Here is a 21,031-nt window from a genome sequence, read left to right as displayed (position 1 = left end):
CTAAATGAGAAGATTGTTCCTCAGTCTAACGAGTAACTGGGCGTGGTAATCAAGCGCTAAATGGGTCAGATCGGATATAGCGTCTTATTGACTTTGTAAAGGACTTAACTTTTAGAAAGGGACGCAGCATAGCGACTGGTTAATAATTCAACACTGTAGAGTGAGTTGGAAGACCTCGTATCACCCTTCAAAAATGAACGTAGTGGGTAGTTAAGTATGAGCAAACTATCGGTGCTTTACCAAAACTTGGCTTTTTCAGAAAAACGCAGTGTTATTCGCTGTTATAGATTCCTACTTGAGATAGAAGTAGTGAAGTTTCTCGGTGCTTTTTTCGATACTTTCTCGGTGCTTTTCTCGGTACAGAGGAGAACCCTTGCCCTATCAACTCTCTCACATTATCCCGTACGACTGTAAAACTAACCCTTTAATATTATTAAACAATTTTTTATCTATTGAATTAACATTACTACGCAAAACAGAGAAATAAAATACTACTAAAGTATAAAAATCTAGATTTACACCAACCGTTTTTTGCGAACAAAAAATCGAATCTCCCAAATTTCCCCCGCATATCTCTGAACAAAATTAAAACAAAAAGAGAACAAAAAAAGAACTAAAATTAAAGATTATCTAAAATCACAATAAAAATTCGTTAAAAAAACCCGTTTCTCACTTTTTAAACACATATGCTGTTGATTATATACAAAAGTTGTGCAATACATAATAAGTGTTTAAAAAACACACTAAAAAATAATTAAAGCAAAAAACAAAGTCTAGGGAGACTACAATGTTTACAAACCACAAACTGGCCAAGTCGGTAAGACTGGCTTGCGCGTTTGGCGCTGCCGCATCGTTGGCATTTTCTGGTAGTATCTACGCCCAAGATGAGGTCGAATCAGAGGAAGAACCAGTCGAGAAAATCGAAGTCACTGGTTCGCGTCTACTTTCAAACCCCAATGTTGCAGCAGCTACCCCTGTTCTGAGCGTATCAGGAGCTGAAGCAGCGGCACGTGGTAACCTACGTGTAGAAGATTTCGTTAACGTGCTTCCGCAGGTATTCGCTGGTCAGGCATCAGAGGTTTCAAATGGCTCAACTGGCACTGCAACACTAAACCTTCGTGGTTTAGGAGCAAATAGAACACTTGTACTAATCGACGGCAAACGTCTCCCATACGGCTCGTCGGGAACCAGTGCTGCTAACGTTGACTTAGTTCCAACACAAATGTTGGAGCGAGTGGATATCCTTACAGGTGGTGCATCAGCGGTATACGGTTCTGACGCTGTCGGCGGTGTTGCAAACTTCATCCTTCGCGACGACTTCGAAGGCGTTGAGTTTGGTGGTCAGTTCAGCACTAACTATGCTGATAACGATAATGGTCTGTATGAAGGCGTTCTAAACGCAGCGGAGCAGCCTGTTCCTGGTTCAACAATGGACGGCGACGAAACGCTAATCTATACCATGTTTGGCGCGTCATCTGCTGACGGCAAAGGCAATGTAACCATTTACGCTTCTTATGAAGACCGTCAAGAAATTGTTCAGGCTGATAGAGTTTTCTCAGCATGTACACTTGGCCAAAGTAACGGTGCATCAAGCTTTGAAGGTTTCGGTTGCGTAGGTTCAGCGAACTTCCGTCTATTTGGTGGCCCTGGCGGCTTCGCGTTCCAAGAAGAAAACGGCAATATCATCCCTTACGCTGGCGGTCCTACTCAAACCTATAACTTCGGTGCAACTAACTTCTTCCAGCGCCCTTCTGAACGTTACCATTTCTATGCGAAAGGCGACTATGAACTTGCTGAAGATTTAGAAGCTTACGCAGATTTTTCATACATAAACAACACCAGTGACGCTCAGATTGCTCCAAGTGCTTCATTCGGTATCGGTGCGTATGATATCAACTGTGGAAACCCTTATATTCAAGGCAATAGCGGTATCGCGTTTACTGACATTTTTGGTTGTTCGGCTGACGATATTGCTAACGATGTAATTGTTAGTGGTATTACTGCTTCTCACCGTAACGTTGAAGGTGGTTCGCGTAACTCACGTCTTGAAAACAGTGCATGGCGCTTCGTTGGTGGCTTGAATGGCTTCATTGACGATATTTGGGCGTGGAACGTATTTGGTCAAATTTCAGAAACTCGCGACCAGAGTTCAGCAACGAATGACTTCGTGGTAGCTAACCTACAGCAAGCGCTGTTGGCGACCACAGATGAAAATGGCAACGTAGTATGTCTTGACCAGTCTGGCGGCTGTGTGCCTTACAACATCTTCCAACGCCCTGGCGGTGAAAGCTCTGTTACACAAGAGCAGTTAGATTTCATCCAAGGCATTGGTATTGTAAACGGTGAAACTTCACAGAAAGTATTCGGTGCAGACATTCAGGCTAACCTGGGCGACTACGGCATTAAGATCCCTACTGCTGATGACGGTATCGGCGTGTTGTTCGGTATTGAGTATCGCAAAGATGAGCTAGCATCTTCACCTGACGAAATTAGCCAAGTTCAAGGCGGTGGTTTCACAGGTGTAGGCGGTGCAACGCTTGCTGTTGCAGGTAAAATCGAAGTTCGTGAATTCTTTACGGAAGTTCAAGTTCCACTTGTTTCTGGTGCAGAATTCGCAGAAGAGTTGGTATTTAGCGCACAGTATCGTTTCTCTGACTATGACGCTGACGGTAACGGCACATCAAACAGCTTCGACACGAATGCCTACGGCTATCAGTTAGCTTGGACACCAGTAGACGATGTTAAACTACGTGCGCAGTTCCAACGCGCGGTTCGTGCTCCAAACGTAATCGACCTATTTACTGGTCAAAACACAGGACTACCTAACCTAAGTCCAGCGGGTGTAGATGCAAATGGTGAGCAGCTATACGATCCATGTGCTGGTAGCAACCCTATCGCTTCACTTGAAACTTGTGCGAGAACCGGTGTAACAGCTGCTCAATACGGTAACATTCTTGATGTTATCTCTGGTCAGACTCAGTCACTTACTGGTGGTAACCCACAACTATCTCCTGAAACTGCAGATACAGTAACCTTTGGTGTTGTTATTACACCTGCGAGTATCGAAGGTCTCTCAATTAGCGTGGATTACTTTGATATTGAAGTAGAAGATGCGATTGCTTCTGGTATCCCAGCTCAAACTATCTTCGACAACTGTCTTGAAACAGGTGACCCAACGTTCTGTAACCTGATCACGCGTTCTTCAGCTGGTTCATTGGCTGCAGGTACGTTTGGTGTTGGCTTCCAACAAACTAACCTGAACATTGCTACGCTTAAAACATCAGGTCTAGACGTTCAGATAGGTTACAACTTTGATACTGAGCTTGGTGATGTAAGATTCGACTATGCTGCAACTATGCTAGACGAATTGAGCACTGTACCGTTCCCTGGTGGTGACACTGTTGAGTGTGCTGGCTTCTTCGGTAACGCGTGTGGCGCACCTAACCCTGAGTATCGTCATAGATTTATGGCAACGTGGAATACCAACCTAGATATTGATATTACCGCGACATGGAGACACTTCGGTACAACTGATAATGATGATGATGGTGATACACTTGAAACTGGATTCAAAGCTATCAACTACCTTGATATCTCTGCTACATACTTCATGAATGACAATTTAGAGTTCACATTAGGTGTTCTTAACCTTCTTGGTGAGCAACCTCCAGTTTACTCTGGTGCAGGCCCAGCTCTTGGTAACGGTAACACGTACCCAACAGTTTATGACACTAGCACAAACTGGTTTGCTTCATTCCGAGGTAAATTCTAAATCTTAATCTCCCTTTGGACCTAAGCAAAAAGCCGTTTACTCTTCGTAAACGGCTTTTTTATTTCTTATATATCTGCATTTCTTTTACTTCACCTAGTTACGCGTCTGATGGGTTGTCCAATCCCATAGTCCACAAGGCTTAACTTTTCAGATATTTAGCCTTACCGAGGCACTAAAATTATTCTCCACACGCCCCTCAGCTTATAAGTTCTCTTTCTCATCTCAATGGCATTTACTTAGCATGCTAAACAAATAAAATAGTTAGCATGCTAAGTAAATCAACGGTTTTTACATGTCATTTTCAGAACCTATGCCACTTCAACTTATTGCGCTTTTTGCCCGCACTGCGCAAAAGTGCAGAAGAACTGTCACTGAATCGGTCGCTCATCTCGACCTTACAGAGTCTAGATGGCGCGTAATGATTCATATGTCGTTACTTGGTGAGGGCTGTACGCAACAGATGGTGGCAGAAAGCTTGGAAATAGAAATGCCTAGCTTAACTCGCACAATTAAACAGCTCGAAACTACCGGGTTAATCAAACGCGTTACAGATACTAACGACAAACGAAGTCGCTTACTTTACTTCACAGATATGGGCAAAGGTCGAATGAATGATATCGAAAGTACATTGATGGCGCTGCGAGATGAAGTGTACGCAGGAGTATCTGAAGAAGAGTTACGCATTATGGCTAAATGTGTTCAAAAAATTGAAGTTAATGCAGCAAAATTATTGGAGTCACTTAAGTGAGTCAACGAACCCCAGATCAGGAATTTGCTAGGTACATAAAGCTGGCTTTAGTCGCTTTTGCCATCTGTTTTATCTACTTTATTATTGCAGATATACGCATGCCAATGACACCACAGGCGAGAGTCTATCATCAGGTCACACAAATCTCTCCTCAGATAAATGGGCCGATAAACGAGGTGCTTGTCAAAAATAACCAAACCGTCAAGGAAGGGCAGGTTTTATTTGTTATAGATGAGACACCTTACCTAATTGCGCTAGAAAAGGCGCAAATTGATTTGGCAAATGTGGAGTTAGAGAACGCTCAGATAGATGCAAAAGCGGAAGCGATTAGAGCCAAAATAGAGGCTGCATCGGCGGTTTACGACGAACGCAACAGTGAATTTCAACGACTTAATTCCTTAGTTCAAACTAGAGCGGTATCTCAACAAAACGTGGACAAAGCGTACGCGCAACTTAAAAGCGCTGAAGCTGAAATTAGTGCGCTTGAAGCCGACCTAAACCAGCAAGTTGTTGCAAGAGGTAAGCAAGGTGACAAAAACCTAAAATATCTAGAAGCGGTAAATGCGGTTAAACGGGCAGAGTTGAACTTAGCCTATACCAAAATTAAAGCACCGCATGACGGCATAATGGCAAACATGCAGGTAACTCAAGGCACTTATGCTAAACAAAGTACGCCCCTTGCCTCAGTTGTCGATAACACACTAGATGTGGTTGCAGATTTTCGAGAGAAATCACTCGCCAATGTAAAAGAAGGCATTCGGGCTAACGTCGTTTTTGATGCACTACCGGGCAAAGTATTTGAAGCTAAAGTGGAAGAATTTGAAGCTGGTGTAAGCGACGGCCAACTCGCCGCCAACGGTACCCTTGCAAGCGTTGAAAAGTCGAATCGATGGGTACGAGATGCGCAGCGCCAACGTGTCCACATTAAGCTTGAAGAACAAGACATATCGTTAAACCACCTCACCAGTGGCGCTCGCGCTACCGTGCAGATAGTTCCAGACAATTCTATTGAAAGTATGGCAGCGAACATTCAAATTCACTTTATAAGCCTGCTGCACTTCATTTATTAGACTTTGATTATGGTTTATTAGACTTAAATTATGGATTCACAGCTAAGTAAAAATGATGTCCAGCAGATGCTTAGGATCGCCTCCGGCGCCACGTTGGGCTTCGCTATATCGAAAGCGCTGGATTGGCCTAATCCGATATTTTTTACCTTGTACCCTATTTTGTTGCTTGGACTGGTAGCCGTTTTAAATGGTCACATTATTCGACAATTTCTTGCCGCAACCATCTTTCCGGCGGCGGCTGTTTTAGTGGTATACGGCTTGTTCGGAAGCCACCCATTGCTGATCACGCCGCTAATCGCCATCACTTTCGCTTTTCTGTTTTGGCAAATGAGTAAAGGTACGCTGTATTTATTCGGTGCGTTTTCCCTTGTAGGACTTTCGCTGCAGCTACACTTTGCCAGCTACAGCAGCGATGGAATAGATATCTACGCATTAGTGATATCAAACATCGGTGCAATTCTGTTGGCATTGATAATTGCATTCGCTTTGCATATTGTTTTTCCCGATGAGGAGCCGCGCACGCCTTTACCCAAAGCGGCAAAAGATAAAGCAAGCATTCGCCACGAAGTCATATTATGCACCACTGTCGCCACGCTATCGTTTGCTGTATTTCAAACCTTCGACTTAGTAGATTCGATATCAGCACAAGCAGCAAGTGTATTGATTCTTTTTCCACTGTGTTGGAAAGGAGCCACATTGAGTGGCTGGCAGCGAGCGCTGGGCACGCTAATTGGGTGTAATCTGGCCCTGCTCGCCCAGCTCATTTTGCTCAACTACAGTGACACGTTGTTTTTCGCAAGTTTCAGCTTATGGATATTGGTATTTTTCATCAGCCGCCAGCATGTGCTTAGCGGTGGTGGTGCTGGCACTGGCTTTGGTGTACTTACCACATTTGGCATTTTGTACGGCCAGTCACTCTCTCCACAACAGGATATTATTTATAGTGCGCTGTATCGCTTTTCATCGGTAGTAGTAGCTATTGCACTTAGCCTGTGCGTTATTTTTGTAGTACACAGTCTACTTAACAAATTCCAGCCTACACGACACCACACGTTTACTTGATTGCGGGTAAAAACGAAGCCAGCGCCAGTTGGCGCTTGGCAACATTAAATTAGTCCCACGCAGGTGAAAAATCTGGGTTAGCTTGACGGTCGCCACAATCTAGCGCGTCAATCTTTGCGATATCGTCAGCGCCTAAGGTAAGTTCAAGCGCTTTGAAATTGGTTTCCAGATTCTTGCGCTTAGTCGACGATGGAATAGTGACTAAACCATGGGCCAGCTCCCAGGCTACCACTACCTCAGCAGTGCTCACGCCGTGCTTATCTGCAATTGCAATGATGGTCTCGTCTTTTAGCACTTTGCCAACAGCAAACGGCATATATCCTGTTACTGTGATACCGTGTTTCTCACACGCTGCACGCACTTTTTCATTAGTAAGATAAGGGTGTACCTCTACCTGATTCGTGGAAATAACGCCCTCACCCAAGATACTCACCGCTTCTTCAATTTGTGCCACGGTAAAGTTAGAAATACCAATTTCTTTTGTGAGTCCCAGCTCCTTAACGCGCAGCAATTCACCTAGGTACTCTTCCATGCTTTCGCCGTTTTCCGGTGACGGCCAATGAATAAGTAGCAGGTCAACATACGACAGTTGAAGCTTTTCCAAACTCTCTTTTACGCTATCCACAAAGCTTGCTTTATTCAGCTTGTCATTCCACACCTTGGTGGTGACGTAAAGGTCTTCACGTGCAACAAGGTTGTTTGCAATAGCGTCTTTAATAGCGCGACCTACCGCTTCTTCATTGCCGTAAATTTGCGCCGTATCAATATGACGGAAACCCACTTCAAGTGCCATTGTCACGCTGTTATAGGCTTCATCGTCTTTTAAGCGAAACGTGCCTACACCTAGCGAAGGAATTTTAGATTGTGACTGCTTTACATTCGGCATGATGCCTCCTTGTTGGTTCCGTTATTTATGAAAGTGAGGTAATACGTAGTCAGCAATGCGCTGCATCGCGTCTTCTACTGGTTGCGTATTACGTCTGAAGTGCAGGCCAATATGATCAACCCCCGCTTCTTTCATTGCATTGAGTTCTTTGATAAGCCCATTTACACCAGTTTCAACCCCGAATCGGTGGCGTTTTATGGGCGCTTCATGGTCTTCAACCAAATTGAGATGAATAAAACTAACGTAAGGCTTATTGCCCGCGACACTTCTCCATAGTTCTACGCGCTTTACATGCTCGTTCGGTGTACCTGGATACGCCAGCCAACCGTCCATATTTTCTCCAACCCACTGAGGGCTTTGCTGAGCGAGCCCTGCAACGTACAATGGCGGCGTTGTTGAACGCGGTAACAGCGACATGCCAGGCTTAAGGGAATTCTCACCGTGCTTTACAATTTCAAGTGACTGCCTGAAGTGCTCGCCGCGACTGTCAAAATCGACATCGAACAACGGATACTCAACCGGTCTATCCCCACTGGCTACACCGAGTATAAGGCGGTCGTTACTTAGCTGCTGCACCGTTGCTGCCGCCTTTTTAACAAGCCATGGCTGCCTAAGAGGCAAAACAATAGCGGCTGTGCCTAATAGAATATTGTCTGTGATACCCGCTAAATAGCCCAGGTAAGTGAAGGTTTCGAAAACCTGAGCGGCGTCCCCAAAGCTAGGATCATAAACCGGTACATCTCGTACCCACGCTGCTTTAAACCCTAGTTTGTCGGCTAGTTGAATACGGCTGTGATGCTCGGTCATATCAGGTACGCCGAATGGCGTACCTTTTGTGGCGTCGAAATGCGCCCAGTCGTTATCTAGCGGAAGCTCTACACCTACTGAGAACGTGTGTTGCGCAAGCTTATCAAAGGTATTTGTCGTCATTATGACCTCCCTACGCGCTCGTTGTGTTATTCGCCGTATTCGCAGTACTGAGTGCGCGCTTGTCTAAGTAGCCGCTGTAACGTGTAACAAGTAACGCTGCAACAGAAATAATTGCACCAATCCACGCGGTATCAGATAACTGCATACCATCTACAATTGCACCACCCAGAATTGAGCCCACAGCTATGCCAATGTTGAATGCCGCAATATTTAAACCTGACGCCACATCAACAGCATTAGGGGTAAACTTCTCTGCTAATTGAACAACGTACACCTGAAGTCCTGGAACATTGCCAAAGGCAAAGGCGCCCCACACTAAAACGGTGATCACTGCGGCAACTTTACTGCCCATGGTAAACGTCAGGGCAAACAAGATGACTGCAAGGGCTGAAAAGATGATTGTTAGCGCGCGGATTGGGCCTTTTTTGTCAGCAAGCTTGCCGCCATAGATATTGCCCACCGCGACAGATACACCGTAAACCAGCATAATTAAGCTGATGGCTGAGGGCGCAAACCCCGCCTCTTCCTGCAATATAGGAGCGAGATAGGTGAATGCCGTAAATGTGCCGCCATAGCCCAATATCGTCATTAGATACACTAATACCAGACGAGGCTGAACCAACACCTTCATTTGTTCACTCAAGGTGGCAGGTTTACTTTGTTTAAGATTGTTCGGTACCAGCAACGCACTGCCTATTAGCGCAAGTGTGCCAAGGGCGGAAACCACAAGGAAGGTTGCTCTCCAACCGAAGTTTTGACCAATCCAGGTACCCAAAGGTACGCCAGTAACCAAGGCTACGGTTAAGCCCGTAAACATTATGGCAATAGCACTGGCTTCTTTTTCTTTCGCCACTAGCCCTGTAGCAATAGTTGATCCTATGGAAAAGAACACACCGTGCGCTAAGCCTGTCAAAATGCGAGCTAAAATTAAGCTCTCGTAGCTAGGCGCTTGCCAAGCAAGAATATTACCAGCCACAAATAGCGCCATTAAGCTAAGTAGAACATGCTTTCTATTCCACTTTCCCGTAAGGGCGGTAAGAACCGGTGCGCCAACGGCAACACCAACGGCGTACAAGCTCACAAGTAAGCCTGCGCTCGGTAACGTAACACCAAGATCGGTAGCAATGGTGGGGACAAGCCCCACTATCACGAACTCTGTTGTGCCAATAGCAAACGCACTTAACGTTAACGCAAATAATGCAATAGGCATTTCAATTATCCTCAAAAAGTAATTAACGAGATGGCTTGATTAACAACGCCACCATTGGCTTCTAGAACGAACAACTACACCGCTTTTTGAAAGCCATTAATAAAGTGCGTACAGTTTGACGATAAATTTATTTGCAAAAAACAGCACTAATGACAAAATACTTTTGCGATATTTGAAAATATAAGGTGTGCGATGCCAGTCTCATCAAGAACTGAAGATTTAGAAGCGTTCCTAACCGTTGTGGATACAGGTAGTTTTTCTAGTGCTGCCAATCTACTCAATCAGCAGGTTGCAAAAGTTAGTAGAGCGGTTACCCGTCTTGAAGATGGCTTAGATGTAACCTTATTGAATCGCACTACCAGACGGTTGGAACTAACAGAAGAAGGTGAGCTTTTCCTTCAATATGCCAGAGACGGGCTAAATATATTAGAAAAAGGTGAAGAAGCATTGCGGCTATTAAAGCGCGCCCCTTCTGGAAAACTTCGGGTCGATGCTGCGAGCCCGTTTGTATTTCACCAGCTAGCGCCGTTAGTGGGTGAATTTCGAGAAGCATTTCCTGACATAACACTCGATATCACCAGTCACGACAGCATTATCGACCTGTTGGAACATAAAACCGATATCGCAATACGTATTGGTGATTTAAGCGACTCTAACTTGCACGCCAGACGTTTAGGAAAAAGTAAGCTGCATATTGTGGCAAGCCCACAGTATCTTGAAAAATATCCCATCTCTGAAGACGAAGGTGGAATTAGCACGCTAAACAAACATAAACTGATTGGCTTTAGCGACTCACCAAGTCTAAATAAATGGCCGCTCAAACAAGATATTAACTTGCAGTACAGTCTTCGTGCCTCAAGCGGCGAAACTATTCGCCAGCTGTGCTTGGCAGGTCAAGGTATCGCGTTACTTTCTCACTTTATGGTACACAAAGATATCAGTGCAGGTTCGCTGGTAGAGCTATTTCGCGACGATATCGTCAGTCCAAACCGCAGAGAGTCGGTACAAGCGGTGTATTACAAAAATAGTGCAGTATCGTCTCGTATCTCTGCGTTTTTAGATTTTATACAGCCTCGACTAACTCTTTAACTTACCTTTGTTTCGAGTGGCCTTTACCTAATATCTTTTTAAGTGTGCTTTGGGGAAGGCCATTAACGATAAGCGCTGCTATCATTAATATTGCGCCGGCCATAACCATAGGCAGTAGCGTTTCTTTGAGCAATACCACCGAGCTTACATATCCTACTATCGGTGTGAGTGTACTAATAAGAACAATCTTATCTGGGGGTAATTTAGGCCCCGCCGCTACCATGAGGCCAAAACCGAGACCTGTTGCCACTGGGCCAATATACGTCAGTAACAACCAATCGCTTATATCGTAAGCCCCAAAATTAGGTGTAGGCTCAACCATCAGTGCAATGGCAAGCATGGCGAAACCTGCAATGGTAAACTGCCAGAAGACAGCTTCAATGACGCTTCCCTTCCACTTGTGAAAAGACACTCTTCGAATAGCGACCGCCCACAATGCAGATGCCAGCAACATACCAAAGAGCGGTAGCCATGCGCCCGGTTGTCCCGAAGCAAATAAAATCATTGCACAGCCAATGGTAGATATACCGGTTAGAATTAATCGCTTAGAAGGCGGGCGTTGCCGATACCATAGGGTGTCGATAAGCAGCATCCAAAGCGGTGTGGTGTAGATAAGAATACTCGCCGTGCCAGCGGGAATAAACTGCAGTGAGACAGTAATAAGCCCCATTGATAGGATAAACTGGAAAAAGGCAACGACAAACACCACGGAGCGATCTTTACGATTGAGCACCGGTAAACGTTTTTTGGTGATAAGTACAAACAGCGCGAGTACCGGAAGGCTTAACAAGAAGCGCAAGCACACCATCCATACAGGCCCTACAATCTCAAGCCCTAATTTCATGCCTGGCCAGTTAAGTCCTAAACACAACACCGCAACCAAAAGCATTTTAATGCCTTTTGATTGCTCTTTTTCCGCCACCGATGATGAAGACATGCGTTTTAAAAAATCCAATTACACGAACTGCGCTAAGAGAAGTTTCTACCGCCCGGTAAGCTGAATGTAGGCGGAGAATTTTAAGGGCGCAAATATAAGTGAATTAGCAAGGGATTAAAACCTTCCTGACCGTGCAAACACGCAAATTTATCGACCAAATGGTCAACTTTTTAAAACTCAGTGGAAACTTTGCTATACGGGAATATTAGAAGGCTGGGTTTGTCCACTTCATGATTTTAGCGTTTTCTTTTTGTGCGCTGTTTCCATTACTCTTGTCATTCCCGTCATCATTACTTTTTACGGGGTAATAGTTTTTGCGGGTTTCTATATGCTCAAACCCAGAGCTCTCGTAAAGCGCAATAGCAGTATGGTTAGTTTCACGCACTTCTAGCCACATTTCACGCATTGCATTTTTCACCGATGTCTCAATGACAAAATCAACTAAAGCGCGACCTACACCCTTGCCTCTAGCGCCACTGTCTACCGCAATATCCATCAGCGTGGCTTCATCAACGACTTCAAGCATAATGGCATAGCCAATAATCTTAGCATTATCAAAGGCGAACACCCCGTAATAGGGTTTGGTGAAACAGTCTGCGAAGGTACTTAGTTTCCAAGGCGACACTTGTGCCTCTTGATGGATAGCATGCGCAAGTTCAATGTGCTCGTTAAAGCCTTGTGGCGGTACGATTGTTAACTTCATCGACGCGACTACTGGCCGTTAGCGGAGTGGTTTAATGCGCGTGCTGCGCTGATAAGCTGCGCCCACAGCTCCCGTTTTTGCACAGTTGTGAGTTTAAGCGGTGTGGCTGGCAATATAATGGCCGTTTCGGTTACTGATAGCGTACGGCCAATCATTATGGTGCTAGCCCACTGTGACGGTATACCCAGCTGAACACAGGCTAGCTGTAAGTCCTTCAGCCATTGCTGTGATTTTGCTTTCTGTTCGGCACTTAACGGGATACCTTCAGGCGATACCGGCCCTTTTGCGGCAATAGACTTTGTTAAAGACTCTTGCGAGGTAACCGCATTATCGAAAGACGGCGAAATGTTGTGTGACTGTGAAGCACCTGTTTCGGTTTGCCCTACTTTCCTTTCATTGTGCGACGCGCCAAGCGTGGAAAGTTTTGCTGCCCCGCCGTCTTTAGGCTTAGCCTTATCTTTCGCGCTACTGCCAACATTTGCCCGCAACTGAGCAAGACGTGATTGCTTTTCTTCTTGAGATATTGGCGTTGAAGGCGGCCTATTGGTTTGAGCGTTTTGGCTGTAGGGTAACTGTGTCGATGAACTATTTGTACTGCCGACGTTGCGTTGTCCTGCATTGGCGTTGTTTTGTTTCGCTCGGTCTTCCTGCTTTAGCTCAGTGTAGGCGTCTTTGGTGATCCAAACCGGGATCCCCATTTCCTGTAAAACCGCCTGCTGATATGAAGTAAGAGACATTGCGTAAAAACACCTAACGTGAATAGTTCATTATATTTGTTTAGTTTACTAAAGTTGCAGGCTTGGTTGAATAACTATCGCGTTCTTTTGCTTGGATTGTACTTGCTCTTTAATGCTCAAGCGCTAATTCATAAGGGTTGAGTCTTAAGCATTATTTGCGAATTTACAATGCCTAGCTCTTGGTATAAGAAGAAATGAAACAGCTGCAGCAAATTAAGCACTAGCAACAGAAACCAAGAAAATTGAAGAAGAATTTAACAAAGAAACGATTTAGGATTTGAACGTAAACGTTCACAAGAAGAGAAAGTGGCAGGGGTGGAGGGACTCGAACCCCCAACCATCGGTTTTGGAGACCGCTGTTCTACCAATTCGAACTACACCCCTAGCGCGCTGTGCATTATACGGATGACATTAAAAAGGTAAAGCCTTTTTATCACTACCATGCACTGCATGCTTAATTAACACGCAATGCGCTGTTTTTTCAATCGAATAACACCAAATAGGCTTTATCCATCACCTGTGTTCTGTCTTATTGCCCGCTTTTAAACTGACTTCTATGCTGCGTCACTTTTAAATGCGGAGCAGTTTACGACAATTAAACTCTATTGGCATTAAGCGCAGCAAACCACAGGTCATTAGTGATAGCGACAATCTCGGTGTGCAGATCAAATTTCGCTATCGCGTCGTGCTCATCGATATTCAAAATCGTGGTGTAATGCCTAACCAGCTCTCTACTTTCATTATGTTCAAGTTTATTGATAAGGCAGCAACTTGCTAAATCGAAGTAGCGGTTTCCCATGGCGGCATATTCCCAATCAATAATTTTGAGTGAGTTATCTGCGCTCAGTAATACGTGATTAGTTAGCAAGTCATTATGACATAACACATAGTCGTCATCGTCTTGTTCACTTTTTATTACTTGTTTCCGCATTGATTGGGCTTTTAGATAAAGCTCACTGCTTATATCGAGCTGTGCAACATTAATATAATGCTGCCATCTTGATGCTAAATCTAATGGCCTAGCGGTAATGGGCAAAGAATGAATACGAGCGAGGGTGTTGGCCAGCTCAAGCATTGAAAGCGTCGCACTGTCACTGTGCTCTAGCCACTGCTCAACCCAGATGGTTTCATCATCGCTTAGCCATATGGGTTGCGGCGCTACTCCCAACCTATAAAGCTGTTGCTGCAATGCAAACTGATGAGCACGATTTACACCGCTAAAGTCATCATTACCCATCCATTTAACGGCCAAATCGACAGGGTTGTGATCCGACTTTGGTTGCCCACTACTTTGAAGGTTATTTGCTATCAAGGGTAACTCACTATCTGCGAGCTGTTGAACGCGATAAACGTGATTTACCGCTCCAGCAGGGTGTGACGAAATTTTCGCACTGTCGCTAAGATTAAGCGCCTTTTGCAGCGTGGCGATGATATCCAACCTGTTCACCTTGTTTTTTATATTGTACTAGCCACTGGTAATACCCAAATACCGCAAAACCAACGTAGCCTAAGAACAGGCAAGCAGATAATGCATAACCCACTTGCAGGTATAAATAGGCGGACGCTAAATTGATGAAAAACCAATAAACCCAGTTTTGCAGGATTTTATGCGCCACCATAAATGTTGTGACTACGCTCAATAAATTGATACTCGCATCTAATAGTAGGTACTCACTATTGAACTGTGAGCCTGCCACCTCAGACAGAACCCAAGCGAGCAATAACATACTCGGCACAATGAGCAAATGAGCCCACAGCGGCCAATGAAGCACTGGCTTAACATCGCCGTCTTCCGCCCCTTTCGACCACTGATAATAACCGTATCCCGCCATTATCATATAAAAGAAGTTAAGCGCAGACTGAAATGGCAAAGTCACCTGCCAAAATAGCCAGGTGTAAATTGCGGTACTTACAAAGGCGCACAGCCAACACCAGCTGTTCTGTTTTGCGGCTAACAGCACATAGGCAATAGCGAGGACAACCGCTACCCACTCTAACAGTGAAGTAGCGGCAATTTGAGAAGTGAACTCAGAAAAAAAGTTAGCCATTAAGATGATTTTCTAGATTGCATGGCATCGAAGTTTAAGAACTTGGCTACGAAAATAGCCTGCCCCACCTCTTCATGGGTCCTTTGCATTTCTTCACCAAGTACTTTCATAACCACACCATAGTCACCTGTAACCTGCGTGCTGGTTGAACTTGTTGACACTGTGATATCACTGTAGCTATTTAACCTATCAATGAAATCTTGAATAGGTGGAATGTATTCGTTAACCAATGGGTACAACGACAGTTCAACCATAACTTGCATGTCTGTTTCCTTTTATTTTAAAACGCGTACTTTACCGTAACGCCAAACTGACGACCGTTACCTATTTGGTAATATGGCTCATCGAAGGCATACTCATCGCGAGGGTCGTTGCTGAAACCACCGAACCCACGGGTGTAGTACTCACGATCAAACGCATTTTGTACCCACAGTGATGTCTGCCAATCACCGTGTAACACCACAATCTCCGAATTAACCAGCGTAGTACTTGGCGAGGTTACATCATGGCCGTCAGAAAAACGGTATTCGCTTTTGTAATCTACATCTACACGCCAAAGCACGTTATCTGTAAGTGCGTACTCACTATACAGGTTTGCGGTCCACTTAGGTGATTGAGCCTGTCTTTGCTCAGACACTTCAGTACCGTCTGCAAGCGTATACCCTTCAAAGGTAGCGCTTAGGTAACCAACACTTGCATCAAGCTGCCATGCATCACTAGCAATCCAGCTAAGCTCCAGCTCGGCTCCTTTGTTTGTTCCTAAATCAGCATTATCAATAATATCTACGAACCCTGCCGTACCGTCATCACGAGTGATAACGTCAAAATCGCTCACCTGGGTATCTTTTCTATCCATATAGAAAATTGCAGCGCGAGCAATTAGGTCAGGCGTAAGTAATGGGCCCTTAACGCCTACTTCGTAGTTCCAGTTATACTCTTCGTCGAAGAATCGCTGATTGTCATTCACGCGGCTGTCGGGGTTAAAGCCTGCCCCTTTATATCCGCGTGAAATACTGCCGTAATAGAAGTGATCGCCCTGTGTATACTGAAGCGCGACTTTTCCGCCTACCATGGTGGTGTCGAACGCGCGAGTGAGCTGGTTGTTATCAGCGTAATCAAAATCGTAGTTTTCGACTCTTAACCCTGCTACAAGTACTAAATTTTCGTTCAAACGACTTTCAGTCTGAGCATAGATAGCGGTCGTCGTAGGCGTGTATTCACTGGCAAAGTCACTATCCAAATACGTGTACTGACGTAGCAGCTTTTCTTCCGTGCTTTTATAAAATACGCCTATTGTCCAGTCAGTCATACCATCAAAAAGTGCGGCACTGTCAGACGACACGAAACGCATCTCTCCGGTCTGCGTTTCTACATCGCGATAATAGGCGTCAAAAGACGTATACCCCCACGGGTGAAACCCTGTGAATGTCCAGTCTTCATCGTAGCCATAAGCAATATTGTGAGAAGCATGGGTGGCAATTAGAATAAGGTCGCCCGCTGCTGTATTGGTTGTAGAGCGCGCGCTAACAGCGTGGGTTTGGTGTTCGTCAAATCCTGGTTCATCAGACAGCGTTTTGTTGTCATTGTCTAGCGAGAATGCATCGTAACCGTTATCGATATCGTACCAGCGATAAGTAAGTGCAAGTGTGGTTCGCTCATCTACGCTGCCTTCAACGGCAAAGCGCAGTGCGGTTTCATCGATCTTCGCGGTATCGCTTCTATTTAAGAACGTATTCTCTACAAAGCCATCACTACGATTATGAACCAGCGCAACACGATAACCCCAATCCGTGTTGATATCATCACCAGTGGCGCCTTCAACACGGTAACTCTCTTTGTTCCCAATGCGGGCTTCAACGTAGTCTGGGGCGTCGCTACCCACGTCATTACTGGAAAGTTTAACCGCACCGGCCAATGCACCAGTGCCGTATAAGGTAGCCTGAGGTCCGCGATATACCTCTAGTTGTTTAGTATCAAAAATAAGACCTGCCGCAGCAAGGCCTGAAAAATCAAATTCATCGACGATAAAGCTTACAGAAGGATTGATAGGCTCGGCGAACTGACTGCGCTCTCCAATACCGCGAATTTGCACGAAGCGGCCGCGAGACGCACCAGCTGCAAAGTTTACGTTTGGAATACTGTTTAGCACACTGTCGATATGGCTCGGCTGTCTACTGCGAAGACGCTCTTGATCTAAAATGGTCGCGCTAGCACTTAACTGGTCGAGTGTAGTTTGACGAAAATCACCCGATACAACGACTCGCTCAATATCTGATGGCGTGCTATCTGAAGTGTTACTTACATTGGTTTGTTGCGCATAGGCCGCAACGGAACTAGCAAGCAGTGAAAGTGTGAAAAGTGTTTTATACATGGGATCTCTTATTCTTATTTAAGAAAAAAGATCCGGGTCTAACGGCAGGTGATAAGGCTATATTGTGAACCATCCCTACGCCGGTATTATCCGGATCAGGTTTAAGGGTTCCCACGAATGTGGATCTCAGACCGAAAACGGACACCCCTTGGTATAGTGTTGCGCTGCTAAAACTAGCAAACTCAACTTCTGCGACGGAGTCTACCAGTTCGATACACGCCGTCAAGCAGATAAGACGTTAAGCTAACGTAAGGTTTTATATATGATATAAGGCGTTGAAAGCTTTCGGCTATTCAGCATCAATATTCATATTTAGGCGACGTACTTCATCGTCAGTTTGTGCTTTTAAACCTTCTAACGTTTTGCCGTGTGCCGTTGGTTGACGCGTATCAGGGTCAACTTTTACAAAAACGATATCGTCTGCAAAACAGATGGTTTTCTTGGTTGCTTTGTTGCGTACCAAGCAGCTTACGGTAATAGACGTGCGGCCCACAGCTTTAGTTTCTAAACCAAACTCTACGATATCACCCTGCATAGCCGGTGATTCGAAACTAATTTCACCAATATGCTTAGTTACCAAGCAATTAGTCTCTAACTGACAAATAGCCCAAATTGCAGCTTCTTCGTCTATCCATTCTAACGCGCGGCCACCGAACAAAGAATTGGCGTAATTAAGGTCGTTTGGCATAACTAGACGCCGAGAAAGAAAGCGCATTCGAATTCCTCTTAATAAATCGCTACTATAGCGTTAGATTATACCGAAAAAACTGATTCATGGCGCTAACTCAATTACGCGAATGGCTATTAGCCCCCTACTTTGAAAATAGCGGCGAAAATGGCCGCAAAAGAAGCTCTCACGCTTCACACCTATCATACGTGACTTACCCACTTCACCGGAGAATGCTTGTTGTATCTGGCAATGACGATTTTTGTGAAGCTGCCATACGTAACGTTCAAGCCTTTGTAGATGAAGTTTCATCTATAAGCGTTGCGAATTTCACTGGCGATACACTTAAAGGAAAGAACCGTAAACAAGTACTGGGGAGCGAATGTGACATTGCCACATTAGACTGTCGCGATTCGTTCAAACCTGGCGACGTGATGGCAGTGGCGGGTATCGTTAAACGCAGTGGTTGTTTAATACTTATTTGCCCTGCATTGAGTAAATGGGTTAACAATATTTCGGTCTCGTTCCTGTCGGAGGGGTTTACGCTTACACAGAGTCGATACCTCGAACGTTTTATAAAGCACCTGCGCAACAACGACTACGTGGCATTTCACACTGAAGAAAAAACCACGCTTCCAGATACGGCTATGTACCGTATTAGGCAAGGCTTAACATCAAACGTCTACAGAGGCTCACTATTTAAATCAGAAGAGCAAGAGCAGGCATACGGTCGTTTATTTCAAGCACACTCACTTAATAAACTAAACGCGCTGATTACCGCCCCAAGAGGCAGAGGCAAGTCATCATTATTAGGTATATTCATTGAAAGCCTAATCAGACAGGGTAAAAATGTACTATTAACCAGTGATCGCTTCGATAATGTGAAGAACGTGCTTTCACGTATTCAACAGCACGAAATAGCCGGTGTCAAAACACAACAACCATCCACCGCTAACATTCAAAGCCAACTAAGCCTTGGTGATAAGAATGAGACAACGACATTAGGCATTGTAAAATGGGTGCCCCCTGACAGTGCCTCGTTATATACCACAGAAGATGAAAAGTATGACGTTGTAATTGTTGATGAAGCGGCTTCAATCCCCCTCCCGGATGTATTCAGAATCATAGCCAACCACAAGCAGTGGGTGCTCAGTACTACGCTTTTGGGTTATGAAGGCTCAGGCAGTGGCTTTATTCACAAACTCATCCCTAGTTTACCGCCATCAGCTATTCATCTAAGACTATCAACGCCGTTACGATGGTTCGAACATGATCCCATTGAAGCTTTTTTTAATAACGTGTGCTTATTTGAAGATGATGAATCTTGTTTTACACAAGGAAAAATCGAAGCGATAAGTAACGGTAAAACGACAGAGAAATACCATTTTTTCATCAGCACGTTTGCAAGTCTCGAAGAACTCGAACTTCAGCAGATAATGTCACTACTTGCACTTGCACATTATCAAACCACTCCAGATGATTTCATGCGATTAATGGACAGCCCGGATGTGCTTGTCGCAATACTAAAACTGAGTGGCTATGTTATTGCAGCAGCCATTATAAATATAGAAGGCGGTGAGTATCTGCGGGATACGGCATTTGGGATCGCCTCAGGAAAGCGTCGCCCTAAAGGACATCTGGGGGCACAACGACTCACTCTGCTATCTGCCGAAGCGAAAGTCGCTACCTTTGCTTACTGGAGAATTAACCGAATTGCTGTGAATACCAAGGTACAAGACAAAGGCATTGGTAGTCTTTTACTGAAGAAAGTAAACAAGGAAGCCCAAAAGCAAAGTGTTGATGCAATCTGTACTTCCTATGGAACCACACAACGGCTAGACAACTTTTGGACACGAAATGGTTTTGAAATTGTTGATTATGGGCGTAAGCCGAATAAAGCCAGTGGTGAAACCAGCGCTTTGGCAGTACTACCGCACACCAAAAAAGCAAAACAATTAGTGTCTGCGTTAGTAGCGCTGAACGAGAGCTTCAAGCTCAACACTTCTCTTGAAACGTATCCTGACACCGTTCTCACTACCTACGAAAACAAGCTGTTGCACTTTACGCAAGGAACACGAACCTTAGAGGATGTGTGGCCAATACTGAGTAAAATAGCGGGCCACGAAATAACTAACCAGCCTAGATGCGATAACAGCCACATAGATAAACAGAGCTGTACAGCACAATCAACTTTAAAAACTATGGTTGAAATTATTAATGCACAGTACTTTTTAAAAGAGGTATTAAGTCATGCTGATATGGATATCAAATACATCTGCAATACGCTGACAAATGAAGGTCACAAAGTATCCGGCCTGAAAGAAGCGACTATGTGGATTAGAAACGCCCTACGACCAGCTTTTGACTAACACTGATGTGTATACAGGGAATACAGCGAATAGAAATGCTTAAAAGTCATTAAGTCTCAGCTCAGTACAAAGTACTTAGCAATGTTGCTTTTTATTTTGCGACGCCTTGGCCCCCGTTAAGATTAACGTTTGCAGATATGCAGGCAAAAAAAAGCCTCCCGAAGGAGGCTTTTTAGCTAGAACTGACCCATCCTAAATAGCGTTGACACTTTTCAAACTTAATTTGGAGAGTGTAATGAAATCAAATAGCAAAAGAACTCAACGCGATTATTCCCTCGCTTTTAAATTGGCTGTTGTAGACCAAGTTGAAAAAGGCGAATTCACATATAAACAAGCACAAGACCACTACGGAATTCAGGGGTGTTCAACGGTTTTAGTTTGGCTTCGTAAGCATGGTCGTCTAAATTGGACGGATGGAACACCTAAGTTTCT

17 protein-coding genes, 1 tRNA gene, 1 pseudogene and 1 riboswitch are annotated in these 21,031 nt (G+C 44.7%); of the genes and pseudogenes, 7 read left to right on the top strand and 12 right to left on the bottom strand.

From position 1 onward, the window contains the following. The first annotated feature begins 787 nt into the window (after positions 1–787). From BGK61_RS07575 to BGK61_RS07560, 4 genes are all read left to right on the top strand, one after another. Positions 788–3,772 carry a TonB-dependent receptor plug domain-containing protein gene (locus BGK61_RS07575; RefSeq protein WP_076011528.1) on the top strand — a complete coding sequence of 995 codons (2,985 nt, stop codon included), beginning with the start codon at positions 788–790 and terminating at the stop codon, positions 3,770–3,772. Between the two features lie 292 nt (positions 3,773–4,064). Further along, positions 4,065–4,520, top strand: coding sequence for a MarR family winged helix-turn-helix transcriptional regulator (locus BGK61_RS07570; RefSeq protein ID WP_014948722.1), 456 nt, complete (start codon positions 4,065–4,067; stop codon positions 4,518–4,520). Continuing rightward, positions 4,517–5,590: an HlyD family secretion protein gene (locus BGK61_RS07565; RefSeq protein ID WP_014997715.1), complete on the top strand. Its 1,074-nt coding sequence runs from the start codon at positions 4,517–4,519 to the stop codon at positions 5,588–5,590. Before BGK61_RS07570 ends, BGK61_RS07565 begins: the two co-directional genes overlap by 4 nt. Positions 5,591–5,620: 30 nt before the next feature. Next, positions 5,621–6,652, top strand: coding sequence for a DUF2955 domain-containing protein (locus BGK61_RS07560; protein WP_076011527.1), 1,032 nt, complete (start codon positions 5,621–5,623; stop codon positions 6,650–6,652). Positions 6,653–6,701: 49 nt separating this feature from the next. Here the strand turns inward: BGK61_RS07560 and dkgB are convergent, their stop codons facing one another. Genes dkgB through BGK61_RS07545 form a run of 3 tightly spaced genes read right to left on the bottom strand, consistent with a single transcriptional unit; the run spans position 6,702 to position 9,678 of the window. Then, positions 6,702–7,538, bottom strand: a complete 837-nt coding sequence (gene dkgB / locus BGK61_RS07555; RefSeq protein ID WP_076011526.1) for a 2,5-didehydrogluconate reductase DkgB — start codon at positions 7,536–7,538, stop codon at positions 6,702–6,704. Between the two features lie 21 nt (positions 7,539–7,559). Beyond that, positions 7,560–8,468 (bottom strand): TIGR03571 family LLM class oxidoreductase, encoded by a 909-nt coding sequence (locus BGK61_RS07550; protein ID WP_076011525.1) that lies wholly within the window; start codon positions 8,466–8,468, stop codon positions 7,560–7,562. A 10-nt stretch (positions 8,469–8,478) separates the two neighbouring features. After that, entirely contained in the window at positions 8,479–9,678 is a 1,200-nt protein-coding gene (locus tag BGK61_RS07545; protein WP_014948716.1) for an MFS transporter, read from the bottom strand. A gap of 192 nt (positions 9,679–9,870) precedes the next feature. On the opposite strand from BGK61_RS07545, the gene BGK61_RS07540 reads away from it, so the two are divergent. Further along, complete coding sequence (locus BGK61_RS07540; RefSeq protein ID WP_076011524.1) at positions 9,871–10,767, top strand: LysR family transcriptional regulator; 897 nt, start codon at positions 9,871–9,873, stop codon at positions 10,765–10,767. Between the two features lies 1 nt (position 10,768). Here the strand turns inward: BGK61_RS07540 and BGK61_RS07535 are convergent, their stop codons facing one another. The 9 genes from BGK61_RS07535 to BGK61_RS07495 form a co-directional block, all read right to left on the bottom strand. Continuing rightward, on the bottom strand, positions 10,769–11,704 hold the full coding sequence (locus BGK61_RS07535; protein ID WP_076011523.1) for a DMT family transporter: 936 nt from the start codon (positions 11,702–11,704) through the stop codon (positions 10,769–10,771). Between the two features lie 205 nt (positions 11,705–11,909). Continuing rightward, a complete protein-coding gene (gene rimI, locus BGK61_RS07530) occupies positions 11,910–12,407 on the bottom strand; it encodes a ribosomal protein S18-alanine N-acetyltransferase (RefSeq protein ID WP_076011522.1) in 498 nt (165 codons plus the stop codon). Between the two features lie 8 nt (positions 12,408–12,415). Further along, positions 12,416–13,144, bottom strand: coding sequence for an alanine acetyltransferase (locus BGK61_RS07525; protein ID WP_076011521.1), 729 nt, complete (start codon positions 13,142–13,144; stop codon positions 12,416–12,418). A gap of 307 nt (positions 13,145–13,451) precedes the next feature. Further along, a tRNA-Trp gene (locus BGK61_RS07520) sits at positions 13,452–13,528 on the bottom strand. A 211-nt stretch (positions 13,529–13,739) separates the two neighbouring features. Next, the gene (locus BGK61_RS07515) at positions 13,740–14,591 is read right to left on the bottom strand and encodes a phosphotransferase (RefSeq protein WP_234349461.1); all 852 of its coding nucleotides are present in this window, start codon (positions 14,589–14,591) and stop codon (positions 13,740–13,742) included. Then, entirely contained in the window at positions 14,548–15,192 is a 645-nt protein-coding gene (gene pnuC, locus BGK61_RS07510) for a nicotinamide riboside transporter PnuC (protein ID WP_014948709.1), read from the bottom strand. The genes BGK61_RS07515 and pnuC overlap by 44 nt, the downstream gene beginning before the upstream one ends. Continuing rightward, on the bottom strand, positions 15,192–15,455 hold the full coding sequence (locus BGK61_RS07505) for a hypothetical protein (RefSeq protein WP_014975943.1): 264 nt from the start codon (positions 15,453–15,455) through the stop codon (positions 15,192–15,194). Before BGK61_RS07505 ends, pnuC begins: the two co-directional genes overlap by 1 nt. Positions 15,456–15,472: 17 nt before the next feature. Continuing rightward, complete coding sequence (locus BGK61_RS07500; RefSeq protein ID WP_014997705.1) at positions 15,473–17,563, bottom strand: TonB-dependent receptor; 2,091 nt, start codon at positions 17,561–17,563, stop codon at positions 15,473–15,475. Positions 17,564–17,618: 55 nt separating this feature from the next. After that, positions 17,619–17,722, bottom strand: a riboswitch (TPP riboswitch). A gap of 130 nt (positions 17,723–17,852) precedes the next feature. Further along, a complete protein-coding gene (locus BGK61_RS07495; protein WP_012517742.1) occupies positions 17,853–18,278 on the bottom strand; it encodes an acyl-CoA thioesterase in 426 nt (141 codons plus the stop codon). A 59-nt stretch (positions 18,279–18,337) separates the two neighbouring features. Between BGK61_RS07495 and BGK61_RS07490 the strand changes: the two genes are divergently transcribed. Together BGK61_RS07490 and BGK61_RS07485 are read left to right on the top strand one after the other, a co-directional pair. After that, positions 18,338–20,599: a tRNA(Met) cytidine acetyltransferase TmcA domain-containing protein gene (locus BGK61_RS07490; RefSeq protein WP_076011519.1), complete on the top strand. Its 2,262-nt coding sequence runs from the start codon at positions 18,338–18,340 to the stop codon at positions 20,597–20,599. 235 nt (positions 20,600–20,834) lie between these two features. Beyond that, a pseudogene (locus BGK61_RS07485) lies at positions 20,835–21,031 on the top strand (IS3 family transposase); the annotation flags it as partial.

The sequence above is a fragment of the Alteromonas abrolhosensis genome (assembly GCF_001953635.1).
In the GTDB taxonomy this organism is placed as follows: domain Bacteria; phylum Pseudomonadota; class Gammaproteobacteria; order Enterobacterales; family Alteromonadaceae; genus Alteromonas; species Alteromonas abrolhosensis.
This window is presented reverse-complemented; position numbering and strand designations above follow the sequence as displayed.